This window comes from Streptomyces sp. BK79 (assembly GCF_044142145.1).
Taxonomy (GTDB): Bacteria; Actinomycetota; Actinomycetes; order Streptomycetales; family Streptomycetaceae; genus Streptomyces.
Window position 1 is genome coordinate 282,402 of record NZ_JBHVOC010000006.1, and the last position, 23,470, is coordinate 305,871.

24 protein-coding genes are annotated in these 23,470 nt (G+C 73.1%); 9 read left to right on the forward strand and 15 right to left on the reverse strand.

The genetic code is table 11. From position 1 onward, the window contains the following. The first annotated feature begins 26 nt into the window (after positions 1–26). Positions 27–1,310 carry a thymidine phosphorylase gene (locus ACFIF2_RS10055; RefSeq protein ID WP_395572184.1) on the forward strand — a complete coding sequence of 428 codons (1,284 nt, stop codon included), beginning with the start codon at positions 27–29 and terminating at the stop codon, positions 1,308–1,310. Positions 1,311–1,384: 74 nt separating this feature from the next. Beyond that, positions 1,385–1,975, forward strand: a complete 591-nt coding sequence (locus tag ACFIF2_RS10060) for a Uma2 family endonuclease (RefSeq protein WP_395572185.1) — start codon at positions 1,385–1,387, stop codon at positions 1,973–1,975. A 1-nt stretch (position 1,976) separates the two neighbouring features. Here ACFIF2_RS10060 and ACFIF2_RS10065 read toward each other — a convergent pair whose 3' ends face one another. Further along, positions 1,977–2,897 (reverse strand): AEC family transporter, encoded by a 921-nt coding sequence (locus ACFIF2_RS10065; RefSeq protein WP_395572186.1) that lies wholly within the window; start codon positions 2,895–2,897, stop codon positions 1,977–1,979. Positions 2,898–3,023: 126 nt separating this feature from the next. Between ACFIF2_RS10065 and ACFIF2_RS10070 the strand changes: the two genes are divergently transcribed. Beyond that, positions 3,024–3,410 (forward strand): STAS domain-containing protein, encoded by a 387-nt coding sequence (locus ACFIF2_RS10070; RefSeq protein WP_395572187.1) that lies wholly within the window; start codon positions 3,024–3,026, stop codon positions 3,408–3,410. Here the strand turns inward: ACFIF2_RS10070 and ACFIF2_RS10075 are convergent. Beyond that, entirely contained in the window at positions 3,303–4,307 is a 1,005-nt protein-coding gene (locus ACFIF2_RS10075) for a sigma-70 family RNA polymerase sigma factor (protein ID WP_395572188.1), read from the reverse strand. The two genes, ACFIF2_RS10070 and ACFIF2_RS10075, sit on opposite strands and share 108 nt — an antisense overlap. 183 nt (positions 4,308–4,490) lie before the next feature. Beyond that, positions 4,491–5,786, reverse strand: a complete 1,296-nt coding sequence (locus tag ACFIF2_RS10080) for an MFS transporter (RefSeq protein ID WP_395572189.1) — start codon at positions 5,784–5,786, stop codon at positions 4,491–4,493. Between the two features lie 63 nt (positions 5,787–5,849). Here ACFIF2_RS10080 and ACFIF2_RS10085 point away from each other — a divergent pair, with 63 nt between their 5' ends. Continuing rightward, positions 5,850–6,803, forward strand: coding sequence for a LysR substrate-binding domain-containing protein (locus tag ACFIF2_RS10085; protein WP_395572190.1), 954 nt, complete (start codon positions 5,850–5,852; stop codon positions 6,801–6,803). Between the two features lie 69 nt (positions 6,804–6,872). On the opposite strand, the gene ACFIF2_RS10090 is transcribed toward ACFIF2_RS10085, so the two are convergent. Next, positions 6,873–7,634, reverse strand: a complete 762-nt coding sequence (locus tag ACFIF2_RS10090) for an alpha/beta hydrolase (protein ID WP_395572191.1) — start codon at positions 7,632–7,634, stop codon at positions 6,873–6,875. A gap of 145 nt (positions 7,635–7,779) precedes the next feature. Between ACFIF2_RS10090 and ACFIF2_RS10095 the strand changes: the two genes are divergently transcribed. Both ACFIF2_RS10095 and ACFIF2_RS10100 read left to right on the forward strand, forming a co-directional pair. After that, entirely contained in the window at positions 7,780–8,949 is a 1,170-nt protein-coding gene (locus ACFIF2_RS10095; protein ID WP_395572192.1) for an adenosine deaminase, read from the forward strand. 138 nt (positions 8,950–9,087) lie between these two features. Further along, a complete protein-coding gene (locus tag ACFIF2_RS10100; RefSeq protein ID WP_395572193.1) occupies positions 9,088–9,465 on the forward strand; it encodes an ATP-binding protein in 378 nt (125 codons plus the stop codon). 113 nt (positions 9,466–9,578) lie between these two features. On the opposite strand, the gene ACFIF2_RS10105 is transcribed toward ACFIF2_RS10100, so the two are convergent. The 5 genes from ACFIF2_RS10105 to afsQ1 all read right to left on the reverse strand — a co-directional run bounded on the left by ACFIF2_RS10105 (position 9,579) and on the right by afsQ1 (position 13,439). Then, complete coding sequence (locus tag ACFIF2_RS10105; protein ID WP_395572194.1) at positions 9,579–9,782, reverse strand: PspC domain-containing protein; 204 nt, start codon at positions 9,780–9,782, stop codon at positions 9,579–9,581. Between the two features lie 94 nt (positions 9,783–9,876). After that, positions 9,877–10,428, reverse strand: a complete 552-nt coding sequence (locus ACFIF2_RS10110) for a VanZ family protein (RefSeq protein ID WP_395572195.1) — start codon at positions 10,426–10,428, stop codon at positions 9,877–9,879. A gap of 103 nt (positions 10,429–10,531) precedes the next feature. Then, positions 10,532–11,152: a hypothetical protein gene (locus ACFIF2_RS10115; RefSeq protein WP_395572196.1), complete on the reverse strand. Its 621-nt coding sequence runs from the start codon at positions 11,150–11,152 to the stop codon at positions 10,532–10,534. Next, entirely contained in the window at positions 11,152–12,765 is a 1,614-nt protein-coding gene (locus ACFIF2_RS10120; RefSeq protein WP_395572197.1) for an ATP-binding protein, read from the reverse strand. The genes ACFIF2_RS10115 and ACFIF2_RS10120 overlap by 1 nt, the downstream gene beginning before the upstream one ends. Further along, positions 12,762–13,439, reverse strand: a complete 678-nt coding sequence (gene afsQ1, locus ACFIF2_RS10125; RefSeq protein ID WP_029394402.1) for a two-component system response regulator AfsQ1 — start codon at positions 13,437–13,439, stop codon at positions 12,762–12,764. Before afsQ1 ends, ACFIF2_RS10120 begins: the two co-directional genes overlap by 4 nt. 253 nt (positions 13,440–13,692) lie before the next feature. Between afsQ1 and ACFIF2_RS10130 the strand changes: the two genes are divergently transcribed. Then, positions 13,693–14,439, forward strand: a complete 747-nt coding sequence (locus ACFIF2_RS10130; RefSeq protein ID WP_395572198.1) for a SigE family RNA polymerase sigma factor — start codon at positions 13,693–13,695, stop codon at positions 14,437–14,439. Positions 14,440–14,677: 238 nt separating this feature from the next. Here the strand turns inward: ACFIF2_RS10130 and ACFIF2_RS10135 are convergent, their stop codons facing one another. After that, positions 14,678–15,313, reverse strand: coding sequence for a uridine kinase (locus ACFIF2_RS10135; RefSeq protein ID WP_395572199.1), 636 nt, complete (start codon positions 15,311–15,313; stop codon positions 14,678–14,680). Between the two features lie 159 nt (positions 15,314–15,472). Here ACFIF2_RS10135 and ACFIF2_RS10140 point away from each other — a divergent pair, with 159 nt between their 5' ends. Then, a complete protein-coding gene (locus ACFIF2_RS10140) occupies positions 15,473–15,877 on the forward strand; it encodes a hypothetical protein (RefSeq protein ID WP_395572200.1) in 405 nt (134 codons plus the stop codon). Between the two features lie 120 nt (positions 15,878–15,997). Here the strand turns inward: ACFIF2_RS10140 and ACFIF2_RS10145 are convergent, their stop codons facing one another. Genes ACFIF2_RS10145 through deoC form a run of 3 tightly spaced genes read right to left on the reverse strand, consistent with a single transcriptional unit; the run spans position 15,998 to position 19,312 of the window. Continuing rightward, positions 15,998–16,912: an aldehyde dehydrogenase family protein gene (locus ACFIF2_RS10145; RefSeq protein WP_395572201.1), complete on the reverse strand. Its 915-nt coding sequence runs from the start codon at positions 16,910–16,912 to the stop codon at positions 15,998–16,000. Continuing rightward, the gene (locus tag ACFIF2_RS10150) at positions 16,905–18,341 is read right to left on the reverse strand and encodes an aldehyde dehydrogenase family protein (protein WP_395572202.1); all 1,437 of its coding nucleotides are present in this window, start codon (positions 18,339–18,341) and stop codon (positions 16,905–16,907) included. The genes ACFIF2_RS10145 and ACFIF2_RS10150 overlap by 8 nt, the downstream gene beginning before the upstream one ends. Before the next feature lie 5 nt (positions 18,342–18,346). Next, positions 18,347–19,312, reverse strand: coding sequence for a deoxyribose-phosphate aldolase (deoC, locus tag ACFIF2_RS10155; RefSeq protein WP_395572215.1), 966 nt, complete (start codon positions 19,310–19,312; stop codon positions 18,347–18,349). Positions 19,313–19,424: 112 nt separating this feature from the next. Here deoC and ACFIF2_RS10160 point away from each other — a divergent pair, with 112 nt between their 5' ends. Further along, the gene (locus tag ACFIF2_RS10160) at positions 19,425–20,153 is read left to right on the forward strand and encodes a PH domain-containing protein (protein WP_395572203.1); all 729 of its coding nucleotides are present in this window, start codon (positions 19,425–19,427) and stop codon (positions 20,151–20,153) included. A gap of 72 nt (positions 20,154–20,225) precedes the next feature. Here the strand turns inward: ACFIF2_RS10160 and ACFIF2_RS10165 are convergent, their stop codons facing one another. Both ACFIF2_RS10165 and ACFIF2_RS10170 read right to left on the reverse strand, forming a co-directional pair. Continuing rightward, on the reverse strand, positions 20,226–21,479 hold the full coding sequence (locus ACFIF2_RS10165) for a hypothetical protein (protein WP_395572204.1): 1,254 nt from the start codon (positions 21,477–21,479) through the stop codon (positions 20,226–20,228). Positions 21,480–21,667: 188 nt separating this feature from the next. Further along, positions 21,668–23,347 carry a phospho-sugar mutase gene (locus tag ACFIF2_RS10170; protein ID WP_395572205.1) on the reverse strand — a complete coding sequence of 560 codons (1,680 nt, stop codon included), beginning with the start codon at positions 23,345–23,347 and terminating at the stop codon, positions 21,668–21,670. Between the last annotated feature and the right edge of the window lie 123 nt (positions 23,348–23,470).

Consider the following 23,470-nt stretch of genomic DNA (forward strand, 5'->3'; position numbering starts at 1 on the left):
CGTAATCCCGTTAGGAAGAGCCAGCCATGGCCATGGACGTCATCTCCGTCATCCGCACCAAGCGGGACCGCGGCGAACTCAGCGGTGAGCAGATCGACTGGGTCATCGACGCGTACACGCGCGGCGAGGTGGCCGACGAGCAGATGTCGTCGCTCGCGATGGCGATCCTGCTCAACGGCATGAACCGCGGCGAGATCGCCCGCTGGACCGCCGCGATGATCGCCTCCGGCGAGCGCATGGACTTCTCGTCCCTGTCCCGCCCGACCGCCGACAAGCACTCCACGGGCGGCGTCGGCGACAAGATCACCCTGCCGCTCGCCCCGCTGGTCGCCGCCTGCGGCGCGGCCGTCCCCCAGCTCTCCGGCCGGGGCCTCGGCCACACCGGCGGCACCCTGGACAAGCTGGAGTCCATCCCCGGCTGGCGCGCGCTCCTGTCCAACGAGGAGATGCTGAACGTCCTGGACGGGGTGGGCGCGGTGATCTGCGCGGCCGGCGACGGCCTCGCCCCCGCCGACAAGAAGCTGTACGCCCTGCGCGACGTCACCGGCACGGTCGAGGCGATCCCGCTCATCGCGTCCTCCATCATGTCCAAGAAGATCGCCGAGGGCACCGGCTCCCTGGTCCTGGACGTGAAGGTGGGCTCGGGTGCCTTCATGAAGACCATCGAGGACGCCCGCGAGCTGGCCTCCACGATGGTCGGCCTCGGCACCGACCACGGCGTGAAGACGGTCGCCCTCCTCACGGACATGGCGACGCCCCTCGGCCTCACCGCGGGCAACGCCCTGGAGGTCCGCGAGTCCGTCGAGGTCCTGGCCGGCGGCGGCCCCTCCGACGTGGTCGAGCTGACCCTCGCCCTGGCCCGCGAGATGCTCGACGCGGCGGGCCTGCCCGACGCCGATCCGGCGAAGGCCCTCGCCGACGGCTCCGCGATGGACGTCTGGCGCCGCATGATCGCGGCCCAGGGCGGCGACCCGGACGCCCCCCTGCCCACGGCGAAGGAGCAGCACGTGGTGAAGGCGGGTGCCTCCGGCGTCCTGACCCGCCTCGACGCCTACGACATCGGCGTCGCCGCCTGGCGCCTGGGCGCGGGCCGCGCCCGCAAGGAGGACCCGGTGCAGGCCGGTGCGGGCGTCGAACTCCACGCCAAGCCCGGCGACCCGGTCACGGAGGGCCAGCCCCTGCTGACCCTCCACACCGACACCCCGGACCGCTTCGCGTACGCCCTCGCGGCGGTGGAGGGCTCCTACGACATCGCCCCCGCGGGCACGGCCTTCACCGCCTCGCCGGTGGTGCGGGAACGTATCGCCTGACCAGCGGATTCCTCGATCGGATGAACGGGACCGGTGGACCTCCACCGGTCCCGTTCGGCATGTTGACTGACGGGATGCGGGAATCCGAGGCCGACTACATCCTGGCCGACAGCGTGTGGGACGAAATCGTCTGGGTCTGGCGCCGGACAGAGGCCCCCAAGGGCTGCAAGGTGGAGATCGTCGAGGGCCTCGTCACGGTGGCTCCCCTCTCCTCCCTCGCGCACCACCACATCACCGAACGCGTCCAACGGCGCCTCTGCGACGTCATCCCGGAGGACTGGGGCGTCTACCAGCGGCTCCCCCTCGCCGTGCCCGGCCGACTCGGTCTCTTCGAGCCGGACCTGGCCGTGGTGCCGGAGGCACTCCTGCGCGCGGGAGACGAGCAACTGATCCCCGCGTCTAGGGCCGAGCTGGTCGGGGAGATCGTCTCCCCGGCCACGGCGACCAACGACCGGATCCACAAGCTCGCGGGCTACGCCCAGGCAGGCACCCCGCTGTACCTCCTGATCGACAGCCTGGCGCCGGGCGGCCCGACCGTCACGCTCTACGGCGAGCCCGACGGCGAGACCTATCGGGTCCTGTACGCGGGGAGAGCCGGCGACCCCGTCGTGTTGCCGGCGCCCTTCCGATGCACGCTGCACACCAGCGAGTGCCGAGGGCGCTGACTCACCCCAGCACCGCCGCCACCCCCACCAGCACCGGCACCGAGACCACCGTGGACACCAGGATCGCGTCCCGCGCCAGCCGCTCGCCCACGCCGTAGGTCGACGCGTACGTGTACAGGTTCTGCGCCGCGGGCAGCGCCGACGTCACCACCACGTCCAGCAGTTGCGCGCCCCGCAGGCCGAAGACTCCGGACGCCAGCGCCCAGGCCACCGCGGGCTGCCCCACCGTCTTCAACGCCACGGCGAGCAGCACGGGCCGCCGCTCCACGCCCCGCAGCGGCATCGTGGAGCCGCACAGGGAGATGCCGAAGGCCAGCAGGACCGCTGGGACGGACATGTTGCCGATCAGGGTCACCGGGTCCATCACCGGGTCCGGTACGCGCAGACCGCTCGCGGCGACCGCGACCCCGGCGAGCGAGCCCAGCGCTATCGGATTGCGCAGCGGCGTCAGCAGCCGCCGCCACAGCGGGTCCTTCCCGTCCCCGCCCGCCAGGTCGAGGATCGTCACCGCCACCGGCGTCACCAGCACCAGCTGGAACAGCAGTACCGGCGCCACCAGCGAGGCGTCGCCCAGTACGTACACGGCGATCGGAATGCCGAGGTTGCCGGAGTTGACGTAGCCGGAGCACAGGGCGCCGATGGTCGTACGGCCCACGCCCCAGCCCCGTACGACGCCCACCGCGACGAAGACACCGGCCACCGCGAGCGTGGACAGCGCCGTCACCAGCAGCCTGCTGGAGAAGACCACGGACAGGTCGGCCGTCGCCAGCGTGGTGAACAGCAGGGCGGGGGAGGCCACGTGGAAGGCGAGCTTCGTCAGGACCTCGCGGCCCTGGGGACCGAGGTGTCCCCGCAGGCCCAGCACATAGCCGACGGCGATGACGGCCGCGATCACCGCGAAGCCGGTCAGCACCCCCTGCACGGCACCTCCCCGCCGAGCGGACGGACCTGCGACGGCATGGCGGGAGGAGCGGATGCGTGGGGCATACAGCAAACCCTGCGGGGGCAGGGCGGCGCAGGTCAATGTGATCTCTGATGGCGGGCACCGATGAGTTCCCGGCCGACGCCGGGTCTACCGCACGTGGACGCCGTGACACCCGCCGTACTCGTGCTGCCGGGGCCTGTCTCCCGAGGGGAGACACCCCGGCTCTGCGACGAGGTGCGCGCACTGCTGGACAGCACCCGCGCCGGGGTGGTCGTCTGCGACGTCGGCGGGCTGGGACCGCCGGGGCTCGCCGTCGTCGACCTGCTGGCCCGCCTGGAACTCACCGCCCGGCGGGCCGGCGGCCACATCCGCCTGCGCGACCCCGACCCCGGGCTGCACGCCCTACTCGACCTCGTCGGCCTCCGCTTCGAGACGGAGCGGCAGGTCGAACAGCGGGAACCACCGCTTGGTGTCGAGGAAGCAGTGGAACCCGGTGATGCGGCCGTCTGAGATCTCCAGCACCTGGACCGCCCACGGCGCGTACCCGCCGGCCTCCTCGTCCGGCTTGTAGTGCGCGAAGGCCGGCAGTCCGTTGGCCTGGACCGGGACCAGCCGGGAGTTCGCGCACGCCGCGCCGAGCGTCGTCATGAAGCCGGTGATGTCCGAGGGACCGGACAGCCACAGGTCGAACGGCGGCATCGTCATGATGGCGTCCTCGTGCAGCAGCGCCGTCAGCGCCGTCATGTCGTAGCCCTCGAAGGCCGCGACGTACCGCTCCAGGAGCTTCTGCTGCTCCTCGTCGAGCGGGTCGGACACCGCCGCGTCGTCCCCGTGGTCCGCCCGCTCGGCCAGGGTCGCGCGGGCGCGCTGCAGGGCGCTGTTGACGGACGCGACCGTCGTGCCGAGCAGCTCGGCGACCTCGCTCGCCTTCCACGCCAGCACCTCGCGCAGGATCAGCACCGCGCGCTGCTTGGGCGGCAGCTGCTGGAGCGCGGCCATGAAGGCGAGCCGCACGGACTCCTTGGCGACGGCGGCCTCGGCCGGGTCGGCGGTCGAGGGCAGCACGCGGGCGTCCGGCATCGGCTCCAGCCAGGTGTGGTCCGGGCGGGGGGACAGGGCCGCCTGGGCGAGCGGCGTGGAGTCCGTCAGGTCCATCGGGCGGGCCCGTTTGTTGCCCGCGGTCAGCATGTCCAGGCAGACGTTGGTCGCGATCCGGTAGAGCCAGGACCGGAGACTGGAGCGGCCCTCGAACTTCTCGTAGCTCCGCCAGGCGCGGACCAGCGTGTCCTGCACCGCGTCCTCGGCCTCGAAGGAGGAACCGAGCATCCGGTAGCAGTACCCGGTCAGCTCGGTCCGGTGCTTCTCCAGCGCGGCATCCAGCTCCGTCGTCATGGTGCCGTTGGTCATCGTCCACCCACCCCTGTGGCCGTCACGTCGTGCGCGTCTTCGCGCCCCGCACTTCGGAAGCTACCGCAGGGGACTGACAATGGCCCGTGGAGTTGGGAAACCCGCAGGTGGGGGCGGTGAGCTGGAAGGGCCCGGCCGCCGGATCGCGGCCGGGCCCACCCGGAGGACGGGGAGCCCCGCGGATCAGGCCCGGGCCGGCGTCCCCGCCGCCGCCGTGCGGCGCGCCGCCAGCGTCCCGGTCACCGTGATCGCCACGACGCCCAGCACCGCCAGCAGCCCCACCCCGACCGTCCCGGCCCAGCCGCCGGAGTGGAAGGCCACCGCGCCCGCCGTGCTGCCCGCGCTGGAACCGACGTAGTACGCGGACTGGTAGAGCGCCGACGCCTGGGCCCGCCCGTGCCGGGCCGTCTTGCCGACCGCCGACGAGGCCACCGCGTGCCCGGCGAAGAAGCCCGCCGTGATCAGCACCAGGCCCAGCAGGACCAGCGGCAGCGAGGGCGCCAGGGACAGCAGCAGACCCGCCGCCGTCGTGCCGCCGCCCAGGTACAGCGCCCCGCGCCGGCCCAGGCGGCCCACCAGGCGGCCCGCCGTCGACGCCGAGACCGTGCCCACCAGGTAGACCAGGAAGACCGAGCCGATCAGACCCTGCGGGAGCGAGAAGGGTGCCTCCGCCAAGCGGTAGCCGATCACCGTGTAGACGCCGCCGAACACCGTCATGAACAGCGCGCCGATCGCGTACAGGCGCCGCAGCAGCGGGTCGGCGAGGTGGTCGCGGACCGTGCGGACCAGGACCCGCGGGCGCAGCGAGCCCGGGGTGAAGTGCTTCGGCGCCGGCAGCAGCATCCGGAAGGCCACCGCGCACGCCACCGCGACCACGCCGATCACCCCGACGGCGATCCGCCAGCCCCACTCCTGCGCGACCCAGCCGGTGATGACCCGGCCGCTCATCCCGCCGACGCTGTTGCCCGCGACGAACAGGCCGATCGCGGTGACCAGCGCCCGCGGCGTGACCTCCTCCGCCAGGTACGCCGTCGCCGAGGCCGGCAGCCCGGCCAGCGCCGCGCCCTGCACCGCGCGCAGCGCGACCAGCGCCGGCAGCGACGGGGCGAAGGGGACCAGCAGCCCGACGGTCACCGCGACCGCCAGCGACGCCGTCATGACCGTACGCCGTCCGAAACGCTCCGACAGGGCGCTCATCGGCAGCACGAACACCGCGAGACCGCCGGTCGCGGCGGCCACCGTCCAGCTCGCGTCGCTCGCCGTGACGCCCATGTCGCCCGAGATCAGCGGCAGCAGGGCCTGGGTGGAGTACAGCAGCGCGAAGGTCGCGACGCCCGCGAGGAAGAGGGCGAGACTCATCCGGCGGTAACCGGGGCCGCCCGGGGTCATACGGGTGTCGCGGGCGTCGGAGGCGTCGGGGGTGGTGACGGGTGCGGCGGCGCCCACGGTGGTGGACGCCCCGGTATCGGCGGGAGTCATACCGGGACCGTACGAAGCCCTCGACTCATCCGTCCAATGCATAGAATGGCCATAATCGTTCCCATGGTGCATCAGCCAAGCTCACAGGCCCGCCTGTCACCGTCCGGTGACACGGAAGACATCGTCGCGCTGCTCGCGCCCCGCCTCGCGCACTTCGCCGGAGTGGCCCGCACCGAGCACGTCACCCGCGCCGCGCAGGAGATGAACGTCCCCCAGTCGACCCTCTCCCGCGCCCTCGTCCGGCTCGAGGCGGACCTCGGCGTCGACCTGTTCGTCCGCCGCGGGCGCACGCTCGCGCTGACCGTCGCCGGGCGCACCTTCCTCCAGTCCGTGGAACGCGCCCTCGCCGAGGTCGAGCGCGCCGCCGACGAGGTCCGCGCGGACGCCGACCCGGCCACCGGCAAGGTCGCCTTCGGCTTCCTGCACACCATGGGCGCCGAGACCGTCCCCGGCCTGCTGCACGCCTTCCGCGCCGACCACCCCCGCGTCCGCTTCAGCCTGGTCCAGAACTACGGCGAGGCCATGCTGGAGCGCCTGCGCGCCGGTGAGCTGGACCTCTGCCTGACCTCCCCGGTCCCGGACGCCCCCGACCTGGTCGCCCGCCGCCTGGACGAGCAGAAGCTGCGCCTGGTCGTGCCCGCCGACCATCCGCTGGCCGCCCGGCGGCGCATCCGCCTCGCCGAGGCCGCCGACGAGAACTTCGTGACCCTGGAGCCCGGCTACGGCCTGCGGCGCATCACCGACGCCCTGTGCAAGGAGGCCGGTTTCCGGCCCAGGGTGGCCTTCGAGGGCGAGGAGGCGGAGACGCTGCGCGGCCTGGTCGCGGCGGGCCTCGGCGTCGCCCTGCTGCCGCCGCCCGCCGTGCCCCGCCCCGGCGTCGTCGAGCTGACGGTGACCGCCCCCCGCGCGGCGCGCGAGATCGGCGTGGCCTGGCTGGCGGGGCGCACGGACACGCCCCCGGTGGCGGCGTTCAAGAAGTTCCTGCTGTCGAGGCGGGGCCACCTGCTCCCGTCCTGACCCCGGCCCGCCATCCGCGCACGGCGCCCCCGCCGACGCCTCTACCGCCGCAGCGACTTCGCGACGCCCCTACCGTCGCAGCGACTTCCCGAACCCCACCGCCAGCGGCATCCGCAGCCCGAGCGGAGGGGGAGCGGCCAGCGCGTCCTCCACCGGACGCGCGAAGGCGTGCCCGAACAGCGCGCCCATCACGAAGTCCTCGGCGAGGGCGGCGACCTCGTCGCGGTAGTGCCGCAAGCCGTGGCCGTCGGAGTGCACTTCGAACCGGCAGACCTCGCGGTTCGTCTTCTTCGCCCGGGCCGCCAGCCGGAACGACAGCTCGGGGTCGCTGCGCTCGTCGTTCGTGCCGTGCACGATCAGCACCCGGCGGCCGGCGAGCTGCTTCACCGGTTCGGGTGGCGCGGCCACGTCCTCGTCGGGCAGCCAAGGGGCGATCGCCAGCACCGCGTTGACGGCCTCGTGCCCGCCCGCGCGCAGCGCGGCCCGCCCGCCCATCCCGATGCCGACCAGGCAGAGGGGGACGTCGCCGTAGCGCCGTACGGCCTCGTCGGCTGCCCAGTCGGCGTCCCGCGCGAGGTGCGCCTCCGCGCCGTTCCAGCCGCGGTAGCGGTAGTGCACGACATGCGCGGCCAGCCCCTCGTCCCGCCCCGCGCGCGTGAGCCGCCGCCCCAACGCGCGTACGGACGCGGTCGCCAGCAACGGTGACGGCCTGCGGCCGGAGACCTCGTCGCCCGCGGGCAGCAGCAGCACCACGCCGCTCACCGCCGTCCCCTCCGGACCGAGCGTTCGCCCCAGCCGGGCCCGACGGACCGGCGTCGCTTGCTGTGCCATGGCAGAACATTCTCAGAAGACCGGGTGTACGCCACCCGTCCTCGCAGTCACCGTTACATATCGACGGATCCGTACACCGGGCCGCCACTTGACGGGTCCGCGCATTCACCCGGCGTTCTACGCGCGTAGGAAATACAGTGGGGAGATGACGAGCCAGAGCACCGCGCAGAGCGCCGCGAGGACTCCGACGCCGGACCAGATCCGCCGGGCGCCGAAGGTTCTGCTGCACGACCACCTCGACGGCGGGCTGCGGCCCGGCACCGTCGTCGAACTCGCCCGGGAGACCGGCTACGAGGGCCTCCCCGAGACCGACGCCGACCGGCTCGGCACCTGGTTCCGCCAGGCCGCCGACTCCGGGTCCCTGGAGCGGTACCTGGAGACCTTCTCGCACACCGTCGGCGTCCTGCAGACCCGGGACGCGCTGGTCCGGGTCGCCGCCGAGTGCGCCGAGGACCTCGCCGAGGACGGCGTCGTCTACGCCGAGGTGCGGTACGCCCCCGAGCAGCACCTCGAGCGGGGGCTGACCCTGGAACAGGTCGTCGAGGCCGTCAACGAGGGCTTCCGGGAGGGCGAGCGGCGCGCACGGGAGGGCGGCCACCGCATCCGGGTCGGCGCCCTGCTCACCGCGATGCGGCACGCCGCCCGTTCCCTGGAGATCGCCGAACTCGCCAACCGCTACCGCGACCTGGGCGTCGTCGGCTTCGACATCGCGGGCGCCGAGGCCGGCCACCCGCCCACCCGCCACCTGGACGCCTTCGAGTACCTCAAGCGCGAGAACAACCACTTCACCATCCACGCCGGCGAGGCGTTCGGGCTGCCGTCCATCTGGCAGGCCCTCCAGTGGTGCGGCGCCGACCGGCTCGGGCACGGCGTGCGCATCGTCGACGACATCCAGGTCCACGAGGACGGCACGGTCAAGCTGGGGCGGCTCGCCTCCTACGTGCGGGACAAGCGCATCCCGCTGGAGCTGTGCCCCAGCTCCAACCTCCAGACCGGCGCCGCCGACTCGTACGCCGAGCATCCGATCGGCCTGCTGCGCCGCCTGCACTTCCGCGCGACCGTCAACACCGACAATCGGCTGATGTCCCACACGAGCATGAGCCGGGAATTCGAGCACCTTGTCGACGCGTTCGGTTACACGCTCGACGACTTGCAGTGGTTCTCCGTCAATGCGATGAAATCAGCGTTCATTCCTTTCGATGAACGACTGGCCATGATCAATGACGTCGTGAAGCCCGGATACGCGGAACTCAAATCCGAATGGCTGTTCCAGCACACCGCCTCTACCAGCGGTTTTTCCGAGGGTGGTGTCTGAGCGAGGGGTGACGATAATACGGAAACGCGGACGGCCTTTCACAATCCGTCCGCATTTCGATGTTTGCCGGGAGGGGGGCCGCGTGTTTACGGTCGAGGACCGCTCACATCCCCGTCATCCATTTCGAGGACGCATTTCATGAAGCAGTCTGCTGCCAAGACCCTCGGTGTCGCCGCCCTCGGTGCCGCCTTCGCCGCCGCCGGCGCGGGAGCGGCCAACGCGGCCACCGCGGCCCCCGCGCTGCCGGACACCGCCCAGACGGTGGACTCCGTCGTCCGCACGCTCCCCGCGGAGACCGTCTCCCAGGTCGTGCCCGGCGCGGGCAACGTGCTGGAGCAGGGCCGCCACGTCTCCGGCACGGGTCTGACCGCCGCGCAGCCGGTCGTCGAGCAGGTTCTCGACGAGCAGCTCTCCAACGGCCCGACCAAGCCGGTGGCCGGCCTGCTCGGCGGTCTGCCCGCCAAGGGTCTGCCCACCAAGGGCCTGCCGGTCAACGGCCTCCCGATCGGCGGCTGACCTCGCGCGGCTGACCTCGCGCCTCCCCACGCGCCGAAGGGGCGCACCCGGAGTCACCGGGTGCGCCCCTTCGTGTACCAGAGGGAGGCGGGGGGGTGGGGTCCTCGGGCCCGTCACCAGGCCGTACGGGCGGCCTTCTCCTCGGACGGCAACAGCAGCCACAGGGCGGCGTAGAGCAGGAACTGCGGGCCGGGCAGCAGGCAGGAGACCAGGAAGATCACCCGCATCGTGGTGGTGGAGGTGCCGAAGCGCCGGGCCAGCGCGGCGCACACTCCGCCGATCATGCGGCCGTGGGTGGGGCGGGCGAGGCGGGACATCGCGGCTCCTTCGTCAGCGTGTGGTGGGTCCGCCGATCGGCTTCCCCTTCATCTGCCCTCCACGCTACGGAGACGAACGGCGCAAAGCGTCGCTCTACGGGGCGATACCGACCCTGGGAATCGTCGGGGTCCGACCCTGAGCGGGCTCGTCCCGGGGGAGGTCCTCCCGCGTTCCGGGCTCGGACCTGCGACGGAGCCGGGCCCGCCCCGCCGGGACGAGGGCGAGGTGCACCAGGGCCACGCCCAGCGTGTTCAGCAGCAGCGAGTCGACGTCCACGAGCTGACCGGGCACCCCGGTCTGCAGCAGTTCGATGCCCAGCGACAGCAGGGCGGCCGCGGCCGTGGTGCGCAGCAGCGAGGCCAGCGGCGAGACGGCCAGCCGGCCGCCCGCCATCGGCAGCAGGACGCCCAGCGGCGCCAGCAGCGCGAGCGACCCGCCGAGCGCCATCACCGCGGCGGGCCAGCCGAGCGCGAGGTCGGCGCGGATCCCGTCGAACGGCCGCAGGTTGGGCGGCAGCACCCAGGGGACGTCCAGCGGGCGCAGCGTGTACCAGGCGACGAACACGAGGTGTGCGACCAGGAAGACGCTTCCTGTCGCACGGATGCGGAGCGCGACGCTGCCGCCGGGGAACCCATGACGCTGCACGTCCCCCTAGACGCGGCCGCCGCCGCACTCGGTTCCGGCCTCTCCCCCGCGAGGGTGAGGCTTGCGCCACACGGCCCCCGGTGCCGCCCCGGCGCCCCTGCCGTCAGCCGTCGGCGACCTCGGTGGAGGGCGGTTCGTTGCTGCCCGGCCGGGCGCGGACCTCGTCCGTGCAGGCGTAGCGGCGCGCGGGCCGGTCGGCGGGACCGGCGAGGACCACGGAGCCGTCGCCCTCGCCCGCGGCCGAGTCGGAGAACGTGCACACGACCTGGGCGAGGGCGTACGAGGAGAGGTCGTCCGGGGCGGTGCCGAGGCGCAGCGTGTCCTCGGGGTCGCCGGGGCGCGGCCCGCTCACCGTGATCGGGCCGCGTACGTCCGTGGTGTACCCGGCCTCCTTCTCCGCGGCCGACGGCGGCGCCGCGAGCCGGTCCAGCAGCCCCTGCGCCAGCAGCACCCGCCGCTCGGAGTCCGCCGACCCGTCCGGCACCCGCACCGTCCGGTCCACGGCCACCAGCGACGAGCCGCACAGCAGGAACATCCGCACCGGCACCCCCGGCGCGCCCTGCGTCGACAGGTCCGGCCCGGCGAGCGAGCAGCGCACCCGCGACGGCGCCGGACCGTAGTCCGTGGGCACCTCCGTGGCCCGGATGCCGCACCCGGTCAGCAGCACGGCCGCCGCGACCAGTACGGCCGGCCCGGGAAGCGCCGTCAGGCGGCGTACGGTCATCAGGCCTGTCCCTTCGCGTCCGTGCCCTTGCCGTTCCCGTCCCCCGAGGCGTCCCCGGCGTCGTCGGCGTCCTCCTCCGGCGGCTCGGACGGGTCCTGCGGCAGCCGCAGCGTGAACACCGCGCCGCCCTCGGGAGAGTTCTCGGCGGTGATCCCACCGCCGTGGATGTGCGCGTTCTCCAGGGCGATGGACAGGCCGAGCCCGCTGCCCTCGGAGCGCGGCCGGGAGGCGCTCGCCTTGTAGAAGCGGTCGAAGACGTGCGGCAGGACGTCCTCGGGGATGCCGGGCCCGTGGTCGCGCACCCGGATGACCACCTCGTCGTCCGCCCGCGCGACCGACACCCTGACCGGCGATCCGCCGTGCTTGAGCGCGTTGCCGATCAGGTTGGCCAGGATCACGTCCAGCCGGCGCGGGTCGAGCCGGGCGTGGATGCCGCGCTCGGCGTCCAGGTCGACGGCGTCCAGCCAGGCGCGGGCGTCGACGCAGGCGGTGATCTGGTCGGCGACGTCGACGTCGTCCAGGACCAGCCGGGCGGTGCCCGCGTCGAAGCGGGTGACCTCCATCAGGTTCTCCACCAGGTCGTTCAGCCGCCGCGTCTCGCTGACCACCAGCCGGACGGCGGGCTCGACCATCGGGTCGAAGCTGCCGCCCTCGCCCTCGCCCGCGAACTCCAGCTCCTCCTCCAGCACCTCCGTCACCGCGGTGAGCGCCGTCAGCGGCGTACGCAGTTCATGGCTCATGTCCGCGACGAAGCGCCGGGAGGCCTGCTCGCGGCCGGCCATGTCCGCCACCCGCTTCTCCAGCGCCTCGGCGGCGCTGTTGAAGGTGCGGGACAGGTCGGCCAGTTCGTCGGTGCCGGACACGCGCAGCCGGGTGTCCAGCTTGCCCTCGCCGAGCCGCCGCGCCGCGACCCCGAGGCGGTGCACCGGCTTCAGCACGGTCGTCGCCAGGGCCTGCGCGAGCAGCGCGGAGCCCAGCAGGGCGAGCGCGGTGGCGATCCCCAGCGACCAGGCCAGTGAGTTCAGGTCCTTGGCCTCCGGCTCCAGCGACTTGAGCATGTAGCCGGTCGGCCCGCCGCCGATCACCTTCGTGCCGGCCACCAGGTAGGGGGTGTCGTCCTCGGTGATCCGCTGCCAGTACAGGTGGTACGGGTGCTTGTTGGCCGAGGTGACCTTCTGCTCCTTGTTCACCGCCGTGCGCAGCGACTGGGGCACGTCGGCCAGCGCGAAGCCGCCGAGGCCCCCGGAACTGCCGTACACGGTCTCGCCGTCGGCGTTCTCGGCGACCAGCAGCACACTGAACCGCTGGCCGCTGCCCGCCATCTGCCCGGCGGTGTGCTGCAACTCGTCCTGCGTGGGGTGCTCGGACAGCGCGCCCGCCCGGTTCTGCATCTCCCGCTCGAAGTCGCGCAGCACGGCGTCCTGGGTGCGGGTGAGGACCGCCTCCCGGTTCAGCCAGTACGCGATGCCGGACGCGGACACCGCGGCGGTCAGCGCGACCAGCCCGAAGACGAGGACCAGCCGCAGCCGCAGGCTGGTGAAGCGCAGCCCGGACCAGAATCCCTTGCGCACCGCGGCCAGGCCGCGTGACCCCCCCTGGTGTTCCTCGGTCACTGAGGCGGATCCAGCCGGTAGCCGACGCCCCGCACGGTACGGATCAGGGTCGGGGACGACGGCACGTCCTCGACCTTGGCGCGCAGCCGCTGCACACAGGCGTCCACGAGGCGGGAGTCGCCGAGGTAGTCGTGCTCCCACACCAGCCGCAGCAACTGCTGCCGGGACAGCGCCTGGCCGGGCCGCCGGCTCAGTTCGAGCAGCAGCCGCAGCTCGGTCGGGGTGAGCTGGAGGTCCTCGCCGTTCTTCGTCACGGTCATCGCCGACCGGTCGATCACCAGGCTGCCGAAGCTCGCCGAGTCGCTGGACTCCCGCTCGCCGCGCCGCAGCACGGCCCGGATACGGGCGTCCAGCACCCGGCCCTGGACGGGTTTGACGACGTAGTCGTCGGCGCCCGACTCGAGACCGACGACCACGTCGATGTCGTCGTTGCGCGCGGTCAGCAGGATGATCGGCAGCTGGTCGGTGCGCCGGATGCGGCGGCACACCTCGAAACCGTCGATGCCGGGCAGCATCACGTCCAGCACGATCAGGTCCGGCCGCTGCTCGCGCAGCAGCTTCAGACCGTCCTCACCGCTGGCAGCGGTGGCCACCCGGTGGCCCTGGCGGGTCAGGGAGAGCTCCAGGGCCGTACGGATGGCGTCGTCGTCCTCGATCAGCAACAGGGAAGGCACGGGCTCATTCTGGCCCATGGAGGGGGTGCGGTACGACCTGTGGGTCCCGAAGAACGTCCGCACCGCCGCCGGACCGTGTGAAGGAACCGTGGGACAGCGGTGAGGATCGCTGTGACAGCTCTGTGACAGTCGGCGGACACGGCCATGAAGTCACCCCGGCAAGCTTTTCGTCACAGGCAACACAGCACGTCGCAGTACAGCACGTCGCACCACAGCAGGCCGAACACCGGAAGTCCACGACGGGGGGCGCGAGATGAACACGCTGAAGGGCACCAGCACCAGCGCAGTGATCACGCGTCTGCACGACGTGCACGCACACCGGGGTTCCGAGAAGTCCGGTGCCGCTGTGAGCGGACGGGGGTGCGCTCGCGGTACCGGGCGTCAGCACACCGCGTACATGGCGGTGGTCGACGCGCGTCAGGGGGAGACGCACGGGGGAAGCGCGTACGGGGAGGCAGAGGGGGAGCGCCGTTCGCTGTCGGAGGCGGAGTTCACCGCCTACGTCCGGGAACGGCGCGCCTCCCTGTACGCCACCGCCTACCACCTCACCGGTGACCGTTTCGAGGCCGAGGACCTGCTGCAGAGCGCGCTGTTCTCGACCTACCGGGCGTGGGAACGGATCAGCGACAAGGCCGCGGTCGGCGGATACCTGCGCCGCACCATGACCAACCTGCACATCAGCGCCTGGCGGCGCCGCAAGCTCAACGAGTACCCGACCGAGGAACTGCCGGAGACGCCCGGCGACACGGACGCGATGCGCGGCACGGAACTGCGCACGGTCCTGTGGCAGGCGCTGGCCCGGCTGCCCGAACTCCAGCGCACCATGCTGGTCCTCCGTTACTACGAGGGCCGTACGGACCCGGAGATCGCGGACATCCTCGACATCAGTGTCGGCACGGTGAAGTCCAGCATCTGGCGCTCGCTGCGCCGGCTGCGCGAGGACGAGGTCCTCAGCTTCGGCCGTGACCGGGAGGACGCCTTCGGCGAGTTGGTCGCCTGAAGGTCGGGGGGTCCGGGGGGACCTCCGCAAAAACCCGTGAAAAAAAGTTCGAGCCGGGGTGTATCAGGGGGAGGGGACCGGGCTCTTACTCACGGGGAAGCACCACGGGGGGACACGGGGGAACAGCGGGGGGAACGGGGAACACGGGGGAAGCACGGGGGAGCGGAAGAGAGCGGGACTGGAGGGCCGGGGGGTCCGTCCAGTCCCGCTCTTGCGTGTGCGGGGTCGCCCGGGGGTCTCAGGCCGCCGTACGGGCCGTGGCGCACCGTCCCGCGGCGGCGGCCGCCAGCCGGCCCATCGCCTCGTCCCGGTCGCAGGCGTACGCGCCCAGCGCGGTCTGCCGCGCGATGACCGACCGCTCCTGCCGCATCAGCCGCCAGCCGCGGCGCAGCAGGAACGGCACGGACTTGCGGCCCTCCTTCAGATCCCGCAAAAAACGGCGGCGGAAGGTCGTCACCGGGCCCCGGCTCAGGCACAGCGCGTCGGCCAGGACGCCCAGGTCCCGGCAGCGGGCCACGAGTTCGGCGGCGAAGATGCCCTCCGCGAGGAACAGCGGCGTCCGCCCGATGTCGACGCTCTCCTCGCCGGTGCGGGCGCTGAGCCCGAGGTCGTAGACGGGCACCCGCGTACGGCCCGTCCGGCACAGCTCCGTGATGGCGGCGACGGCGGCGTCCGCGTCCCACGAGCCGGGGTGGTCCCAGTCGATGTCGGAGCTCAGGGGCACCAGCGGCAGCGTCGGGTCGGAGCCCTCCTTGTAGAAGTCGTCGAGCCGCAGCACCGGAAGACCGGAGCGGGCGGCGAGGAGGGACTTGCCGGAGCCGGACGGGCCGCAGAGCAGCACGACTCGCGTGGGTATGGGCGGATGGGAGCTCACGGGACACCAGTGTGCGGCATCGTCCGGCCGCCGTACGACCCCGAGGGGCGACTTTGCAGCGCGCCTCACACGGCGGACACGGTGCGCGGTGACCTGATCACCGTCCGCGCGGTTAGCACGGTAGTCCGTAGCAACTCACACCCAGAGGTGGCAGCAGCGATGGCCCGACACGCGTTCCCCCGCCCCCCGCACGCCCAGCGCGCCCTGTTCGCCCTCGCGACCGCCGGCGCGGCCCTGGCCGCAGGCGCCGCGACGGCCTCCGCGGACGGCGGCGAGACCCTCGCGGGCCTGGCGCACACCCGCCCCACCTCGCTGGGCAACATCGATCCGCAGGCGGGCCTCCAGGCGGTGACCGGCACGGTCGGCTTCGTCACCGGCCCGGTCGCGGACCTCAAGCCCAACCCGCTGGCCGGCACCGGCGTCGACCCGCTCGACAACGGCGTCGGCACGAAGGTGGCCGACTTCCAGCCGCTCACCTCGACCGCGCTGACCGGGCCGGTGGCGCAGGCCCGGTCGCTCGGCGCCGTACCGGTGCTGGGGCAGGCGACCGAGCTGCTGCGCTGACGCCGCCGCCCGCGCCCGGCGCGCGAGACCCGCTCCCGGCACGCGAAGAGCCGCGCCCACCCCGGACGGAGGGAGGGCGCGGCTCGTCTCGTGGGGCGCGGGCGCGGGTCCCGCCGGGCCTCAGTAGGAGGAGCCGGACGCGCCCAGCGCGCCCGTCGGGTGCCAGACCGTCTTCGTCTCCAGGAACGCCGTCATGCGGTCGATGCCCGGGGTCGCCGACCAGTCGGTCTCGTCCACAGGCTGTGGACGAAGGACGCGCTTCAGGTTGTCCGCCGCCGCGATCTCCAGCTCCTTCGCGAGCGACTCGTCGGCGCCCGTGAGGTCGATCGCGTTGACGTCCTGGTGCGCGGCGAGCGGGGCGGCGATCTCCGCCGTACGGCCGGACAGGACGTTGACCACGCCGCCGGGGAGGTCGGAGCTGGCCAGCACCTCGCCCAGGGAGAGGGCGGGGAGCGGGGACTTCTCCGACGCCACCACGACCGCCGTGTTGCCGGTGGCGATCACCGGGGCGACGACCGAGACCAGGCCGAGGAAGGACGACTCCTGCGGGGCCAGGACGGCCACGACGCCGGTCGGCTCCGGGGAGGAGAGGTTGAAGAACGGGCCCGCCACCGGGTTGCCGCCGCCGACCACCTGGGCGATCTTGTCGGTCCAGCCCGCGTACCAGACCCAGCGGTCGATCGCCGCGTCCACCTGGGCGGCGGCCCTGGACTTCGACAGGCCCTCGGCGCCGGCCACCTCCGCGACGTACTGGTCGCGGCGGCCCTCCAGCATCTCCGCGATCCGGTACAGGATCTGGCCGCGGTTGTACGCCGTCGCGCCGGACCAGCCGCCGAACGCCTTGCGCGCGGCGACCACCGCGTCGCGGGCGTCCTTGCGGGAGGAGAGCGGGGCGTTCGCCAGCCATGTGCCCTTTGCGTCGGTCACCTCGTACACCCGGCCGCTCTCGGAACGCGGGAACTTCCCGCCGACGTACAGCTTGTAGGTCTTGAAGACCGGCAGTCGCGGTTCGGTCTTCTCCGTCTTCTCAGACATCGAGGTACGCCTCCAGGCCGTGGCGGCCGCCCTCGCGGCCGAAGCCCGACTCCTTGTAGCCGCCGAACGGCGAGGTCGGGTCGAACTTGTTGAACGTGTTGGACCAGATCACACCCGCGCGGAGCTTGTTCGCCACCGCCAGGATGCGCGAGCCTTTCTCCGTCCAGATGCCCGCCGACAGGCCGTACGGCGTGTTGTTGGCCTTGGCGACCGCCTCGTCCGGCGTGCGGAAGGTGAGGACGGACAGGACCGGGCCGAAGATCTCGTCGCGGGCGACCGTGTGCGCCTGGGTGACGTTGGTGAAGAGCGTCGGGGCGAACCAGTAGCCGGTCGAGGGCAGGTCGCAGGCCGGGGACCAGCGCTCGGCGCCCTCCGCCTCGCCCTGGTCGGCGAGGGAGGTGATCCGGGCCAGCTGCTCGGCGGAGTTGATGGCGCCGATGTCGGTGTTCTTGTCCAGCGGGTCGCCGAGGCGGAGGGTGGACAGGCGGCGCTTGAGGGAGTCCAGCAGCTCGTCGTGGACCGACTCCTGGACCAGGAGGCGGGAGCCCGCGCAGCAGACCTGGCCCTGGTTGAAGAAGATGCCGTTGACGATGCCCTCGACGGCCTGGTCGATCGGGGCGTCGTCGAAGACGATGTTCGCGCCCTTGCCGCCCAGCTCCAGGGTGAGCTTCTTGCGGGTGCCCGCGACCGTGCGCGCGATCTCCTTGCCGACGGCCGTGGAGCCGGTGAAGGCGACCTTGTTCACGTCGGGGTGGGCGATCAGCGCGGCGCCGGCGCGGCCGTCGCCGGTGACGATGTTGACGACGCCCCTGGGCAGGCCCGCCTGACGGCAGACGTCCGCGAAGAACAGGGCGGACAGGGGGGTCGTCTCGGCGGGCTTCAGCACCACCGTGTTACCGGTCGCGAGCGCCGGGGCGATCTTCCACGCCAGCATCAGGAGCGGGAAGTTCCAGGGGATGACCTGGCCCGCGACGCCGAGGGGGCGCGGGTTCGCGCCGTAGCCGGCGTGGTCGAGCTTGTCGGCCCAGCCCGCGTAGTAGAAGAAGTGCGCGGCGACCAGGGGGAGGTCCGCGTCGCGGGTCTCCCTGATCGGCTTGCCGTTGTCCAGGGTCTCCAGGACCGCGAGTTCGCGGCTGCGCTCCTGGATGACGCGGGCGATGCGGAAGAGGTACTTCGCGCGCTCGGAGCCCGGCAGCGTCGACCACTTCGCGAAGGCCTTGCGGGCGGCCGCGACGGCGCGATTGACGTCCGCCTCGCCTGCCTCGGCGACCTCGGAGAGGACCTCCTCGGTGGACGGCGAGACCGTCTTGAAGACCTTGCCGTCGGCGGCCTCGGCGAACTCGCCGTCGATGAACAGGCCGTAGGAGGGGGCGATGTCGACGACCGCGCGGGACTCGGGCGCCGGAGCGTACTCGAAAACAGGTGCCATGGTGATCAGTCCACCGTCACGTAGTCGGGGCCGGAGTAGCGGCCGGTGGCCAGCTTCTGGCGCTGCATCAGCAGATCGTTCAGGAGCGAGGACGCGCCGAAGCGGAACCAGTGGTTGTCCAGCCAGTCCTCGCCCGCCGTCTCGTTGACCAGGACCAGGAACTTGATCGCGTCCTTCGCGGTGCGGATGCCGCCGGCCGGCTTCACGCCCACCTGGACGCCGGTCTGCGCGCGGAAGTCCCGGACCGCCTCCAGCATCAGGAGCGTGTTGGCGGGCGTGGCGTTCACCGCGACCTTGCCGGTGGACGTCTTGATGAAGTCGGCGCCCGCCAGCATGCCGAGCCAGCTCGCGCGGCGGATGTTGTCGTACGTCGACAGCTCGCCGGTCTCGAAGATGACCTTCAGACGGGCGGACGTGCCGCAGGCCTCCCGTACGGCGGTGATCTCGTCGTACACCTTCATGTAGTTCCCCGCGAGGAACGCGCCGCGGTCGATGACCATGTCGACCTCGTCGGCGCCCGCCGCCACGGCCTCGCGCACGTCGGCCAGCTTGACGGCCATCGAGGCGCGGCCCGCCGGGAACGCGGTGGCGACGGAGGCGACCTTCACGCCGGAGCCGGCGACGGCGGCCTTGGCGGCGGGCACCATGTCGGGATAGACGCAGACGGCAGCCGTCGACGGGGCCGAGCGGTCGGTCGGGTCGGGGCGGACCGCCTTCGCGCCGAGCGCCCGGACCTTGCCCGGGGTGTCCGCGCCTTCCAGCGTCGTCAGGTCGACCATCGAGATGGCGAGGTCGAGGGCGTACGCCTTCGCGGTGGTCTTGATGGAACGGGTGCCGAGCGAGGCGGCGCGCGCCTCCAGGCCGACCGTGTCGACGCCGGGCAGCCCGTGAAGGAAGCGGCGCAGGGTGCTGTCGGACGCGGTGACGTCGGCGAGTCCGTGTGCGGGAGCAGCGGATGCAGTGGTGGGCATGGTCACCAGGCGAGCATATCTACGCGCGTAGCGGCTGTACAGCCCCGGGCGGTTCTTCCGTGCGCGGGCACCGGCTGCGGGCCTGGGCCTTACGTCGTGCACAATCGGCAGCATGACGACCCCGGAGTCCCAGTCACCACCGCCGCAGCCGCCGGTACCCGTGTCCAAGGACCGGATCTACCGGTCGCCCGCGGGCCTCGCCGGCGGCGTCCTGCTGCTCGCCCTCGCCCTGTGGCTCGGCATCGACGCCGTGGTCGCGGGAGAGGGACGCACTCCGTGGATGGCCGTGGCGGCGCTGCTGTTCCTCGTGCCGCTCATCGTCGCCTACACCGTGCGGCCCGCCGTCTTCGCCGACGACGACCGGCTGCGCGTGCGCAATCCCTTCCGGGTGATCGTGCTGCCCTGGGGGCAGGTCGCCTCGTTCCGGTCCAGCTACTCCAACGAGGTCTTCACCGAGTCCGGCGACAAGTACCAGCTGTGGTCCATCCCCGTCTCGCTGCGCGGCCGCAAGAAGGCCGCACGGCAGGAGGCGCGGCGGGCCGCGGGGGGCGGCCGGGGGCGCGGGGGCCTGTTCGGGGGCTTCGGCGGGGGCGGTGCGCGGGGTGACCTCGGTGGTGCCGGAGGTGCCGGGGGTCTCGGGGCCGACGGGGGTGCGGGGGTGGCCGACGGGCCGGTGCGGGCGGAGACCGACAAGGTCATGGACGAGCTGCGCGCGACCCTGGAGGCCCGCAAGCCGGCGAATACCTCCCAGGGAGAGGTGACGGTGCGGTGGGCCTACGAGATCGTCGCGCCGGCGGCGGTCGGGGCGGTGCTGCTCGCGGTTCTGCTGGGGATCGGCTGACGGTTCGGGGGGAGGGGGGAAGGCGGGCGCTCGGGTTCGGGGGTGGGCGCTCCGTTCAGGGGTGAGTGCGTTTCAGGGGGCCGCGGACCAGATCAGGAGCATGTACGCCCCGCAGTACGCCGAGCCCAGGGCCGCCGCCGTCAGCGCCAGTGCGCGCAGGCGGCGGGACGCGCGGGACAGGTACCGGGCCAGGGGCAGCAGCAGGGGGAAGGCCGGGAGCAGGAAGCGGGCCCGGGAGAAGTACACGCCGCCGCTGCCCAGGACGATCGCCAGCATGACGCCCGTGAAGACCAGCAGCGCGGCGGGCTGGCGGTCCCCCACCGACAGGCCGAAGAGGACCACCGACGCGATCAGCGTCAGGGTCACCACGACCAGGAACAGCTGGGGCGTCGGGTCGTGCCACAGCAGCCACCGGATCTGGTGCAGTGTGCGCCGGCCGCCGTCCACCTCGTTGTACCAGAGCCGCTGTACGGCGAAGTAGCCGTCCCAGCGGCCCAGGCGCAGGCCCACCCAGCCGAGGTACGCGCACCAGCCGAGCGGCGCGAGGAGCGCGGCGGCGAGCACGCGCGGGGCGAGGGTGCGGTGCCGGGCCAGGTGCAGCAGCGCGGTCGCCGTGACCGCCGCGGCCACGGCGATGCCGGTCGGGCGGGTCAGGCCCGCCAGTACGGCGAAGCCCGCCGCCCACAGCCAGCGGCCCGTCAGCACCGCGTACAGCGACCAGGCCGCGCAGGCCGTGAACAGGGACTCGGTGTAGCCCATCCACTGCACCGCCCCGACCGGGAAGGCCGCCCACAGCGTGGTGAGCAGGACACCGACGCGGCGGCCGTGCAGGCGGTCGCCCACCGCGAAGATGCCCCACGCCGCGACGAGGGAGGCGACCACGGCGACGCCGAGACCGGTGGAGGCGCGCGTGCCCGGCGTGAGGACGGCCACCGCCTTGACCAGCACCGGGTAGAGCGGGAAGAAGGCCAGGTTGTTGGTGTTGGGTGTGGTGCCCAGCTCGTGGTCGTAGCCGTGGTCGGCGATGGCGAGGTACCAGTCGGAGTCCCACTGCGCGGCCAGGTTCACCCAGAGGTCCTGGTGGCGGCGGGGCGCCCAGACGGCGAGGACGAGCAGGCCCGTGACGCGTACGGCCAGGTAGGCGCCGAGGGCGGGGGCGGCTCGGCGGGCCGCGCGGTGCGCGGTGCGCAGCAGGCGCCGGGCGTGGGCGCGGGCGCGGTCGCGGGCGTGACCCCGAGGGGGCGGGGTGGGGGTGGCGTCGGTCCGGGGGCGCCGGGTGCGGGGGATGTGTCCGCTGGGGGTGGTCTTGGGCGCGGTCGAGGACACGGCGGCTCCCTGGCTCCTTGGGGGGTCCGGTTTCCGGTCCACCGTTGCCCGGAGGGGGGCCGGGGAGGGGGAGGGTGGGTCGCGGGGGCGCGGGAAGTCACCCGATGGGGTGCCCCCGGCTGGGGGCACCCCGTGGCGGGCGGGTGACGGGGTGACGGGGGGAGGGGGGTGACGGGAGGGGCGGAAGGTCAGATGCCCGCTGCTGTGGAGAGGTCCCGCTTGAGGGCCGTCAGGACCTCCTCCGCCTCGGCGCGGGCCGCGGGGAGGCCGGCGCGGTCCGTGACCGGGACGACCACCTCCAGGTAGCACTTCAGCTTGGGCTCCGTACCGCTCGGGCGGACGATCACCCGGGCACCGTCGAGGGTGTAGCGCAGGCCGTCCGTGGGAGGCAGCGTGTCCGTGCCCTTGGTGAGGTCCTCGGCCTTCGTGACGGGGCGGCCCGCGAGAGCGGCCGGGGGCCGCTCGCGCAGGCGGTGCATCGCGGCGGCGATGACGGAGAGGTCCTCGACGCGGACCGAGAGCTGGTCGGTGGCGTGCAGGCCGTGCTCCACGGCGAGGTCGTCCAGGAGGTCGAGGAGGGTGCGGCCGGCCTCCTTGAGGGTGGAGGCCAGCTCCGTGATCAGGAGCGCCGCGGTGATGCCGTCCTTGTCGCGTACGCCCTCGGGGTCGACGCAGTAGCCGAGGGCTTCCTCGTAGCCGTAGCGGAGGCCGTCGGCGCGGGCGATCCACTTGAAGCCGGTGAGGGTCTCGACGTGGGGGAGGTTCGCCTTCGCCGCGACGCGGCCGAGGAGGGAGGACGACACGATCGACTCCGCGAACGTGCCGTGCGCTCCGCGGGCGACCAGGTGGGCGGCGAGGAGGGCGCCGACCTCGTCGCCGCGGAGCATGCGCCAGCCGGGGCCGGTCCCTTCGGGGACGGCGGAGGCGGGGACGGGGACTGCCACGGCGAGGCGGTCGGCGTCGGGGTCGTTGGCGATGACCAGGTCGGGGGCGGGGGTCGTCGCGCGGGCCGTCGCGAAGGCGAGGTCCATCGCGCCGGGCTCCTCCGGGTTGGGGAAGGCGACGGTGGGGAAGTCCGGGTCGGGCTCGGCCTGCTCGGTGACGAGGACGGGCCGCGGGAAGCCGGCTCGGGCGAAGGCGGCGAGGAGGGTGTCCTTGCCGACGCCGTGCATCGCCGTGTAGACGGTGCGGGCGGTGCGGGGGGAGTCCTTGGCGAGGACGGCGTCCGTGCGGGCGAGGTAGGCGTCGAGGACGTCTTCGCCGAGGGTCTGCCAGCCGGTGGTGGGGCGGGGGACGTCGTTCAGGGAGCGTACGGCGTCGATCTCGGCGGCGATGCCGGCGTCGGCCGGGGGGACGATCTGGGAGCCGTCGCCCAGGTACACCTTGTAGCCGTTGTCGCGGGGTGGGTTGTGGCTGGCGGTGACCTCCACGCCGGCGACGGCGCCGAGGTGCCGGATGGCGAAGGCGAGGACCGGGGTGGGGAGGGGGCGGGGGAGGACGGCCGCGCGCAGGCCGGCGCCGGTCATGACGGCGGCGGTGTCGCGGGCGAAGTCCTCGGACTTGTGGCGGGCGTCGTAGCCGATGACGACGAGGCCGGCCTCGGTGTCCCCGTGGGGGGTCCCCTGCTTCTTCAGGTACGCGGCGAGGCCGGCGGCGGCGCGGATGACGACGGAGCGGTTCATGCGCATCGGGCCGGCGCCGAGTTCGCCGCGCAGGCCGGCGGTGCCGAACTGGAGGGTGCCGGAGAAGCGGGCGGTCAGCTCGGCGTGGTCGGCGGTGTCGAGGAGCCCCGCGAGTTCGGCGCGGGTGTCCGCGTCGGGGTCCTCGGCCAGCCATGCCCTGGCCCGTGCGAGGAGGTCGTCTTGCACGTCGGTCAGCCTCTCGTCGTGTGTCGGTCGTGGTGGGGCCTGCCTGCGGCGGCCTGTGCGGTGGGTGGGGGTGCGCGTAGCGCGTTCGGTTGTGTGGGGGTCGGGGCCGGGCCGGGGGGTGTC

Coding starts and splice junctions, on each gene's coding strand:
- ACFIF2_RS10055 (WP_395572184.1), top strand. CDS start 27: ATGGCCATGGACGTCATCTCCGTCATCCGCACCAAGCGGGACCGCGGC.
- ACFIF2_RS10060 (WP_395572185.1), top strand. CDS start 1,385: ATGCGGGAATCCGAGGCCGACTACATCCTGGCCGACAGCGTGTGGGAC.
- ACFIF2_RS10070 (WP_395572187.1), top strand. CDS start 3,024: ATGAGTTCCCGGCCGACGCCGGGTCTACCGCACGTGGACGCCGTGACA.
- ACFIF2_RS10075 (WP_395572188.1), bottom strand. CDS start 4,307: ATGACCAACGGCACCATGACGACGGAGCTGGATGCCGCGCTGGAGAAG.
- ACFIF2_RS10080 (WP_395572189.1), bottom strand. CDS start 5,786: ATGACTCCCGCCGATACCGGGGCGTCCACCACCGTGGGCGCCGCCGCA.
- ACFIF2_RS10085 (WP_395572190.1), top strand. CDS start 5,850: ATGGTGCATCAGCCAAGCTCACAGGCCCGCCTGTCACCGTCCGGTGAC.
- ACFIF2_RS10090 (WP_395572191.1), bottom strand. CDS start 7,634: ATGGCACAGCAAGCGACGCCGGTCCGTCGGGCCCGGCTGGGGCGAACG.
- ACFIF2_RS10095 (WP_395572192.1), top strand. CDS start 7,780: ATGACGAGCCAGAGCACCGCGCAGAGCGCCGCGAGGACTCCGACGCCG.
- ACFIF2_RS10100 (WP_395572193.1), top strand. CDS start 9,088: ATGAAGCAGTCTGCTGCCAAGACCCTCGGTGTCGCCGCCCTCGGTGCC.
- ACFIF2_RS10105 (WP_395572194.1), bottom strand. CDS start 9,782: ATGTCCCGCCTCGCCCGCCCCACCCACGGCCGCATGATCGGCGGAGTG.
- ACFIF2_RS10115 (WP_395572196.1), bottom strand. CDS start 11,152: ATGACCGTACGCCGCCTGACGGCGCTTCCCGGGCCGGCCGTACTGGTC.
- ACFIF2_RS10130 (WP_395572198.1), top strand. CDS start 13,693: ATGAACACGCTGAAGGGCACCAGCACCAGCGCAGTGATCACGCGTCTG.
- ACFIF2_RS10140 (WP_395572200.1), top strand. CDS start 15,473: ATGGCCCGACACGCGTTCCCCCGCCCCCCGCACGCCCAGCGCGCCCTG.
- ACFIF2_RS10145 (WP_395572201.1), bottom strand. CDS start 16,912: ATGTCTGAGAAGACGGAGAAGACCGAACCGCGACTGCCGGTCTTCAAG.
- ACFIF2_RS10150 (WP_395572202.1), bottom strand. CDS start 18,341: ATGGCACCTGTTTTCGAGTACGCTCCGGCGCCCGAGTCCCGCGCGGTC.
- deoC (WP_395572215.1), bottom strand. CDS start 19,312: ATGCCCACCACTGCATCCGCTGCTCCCGCACACGGACTCGCCGACGTC.
- ACFIF2_RS10160 (WP_395572203.1), top strand. CDS start 19,425: ATGACGACCCCGGAGTCCCAGTCACCACCGCCGCAGCCGCCGGTACCC.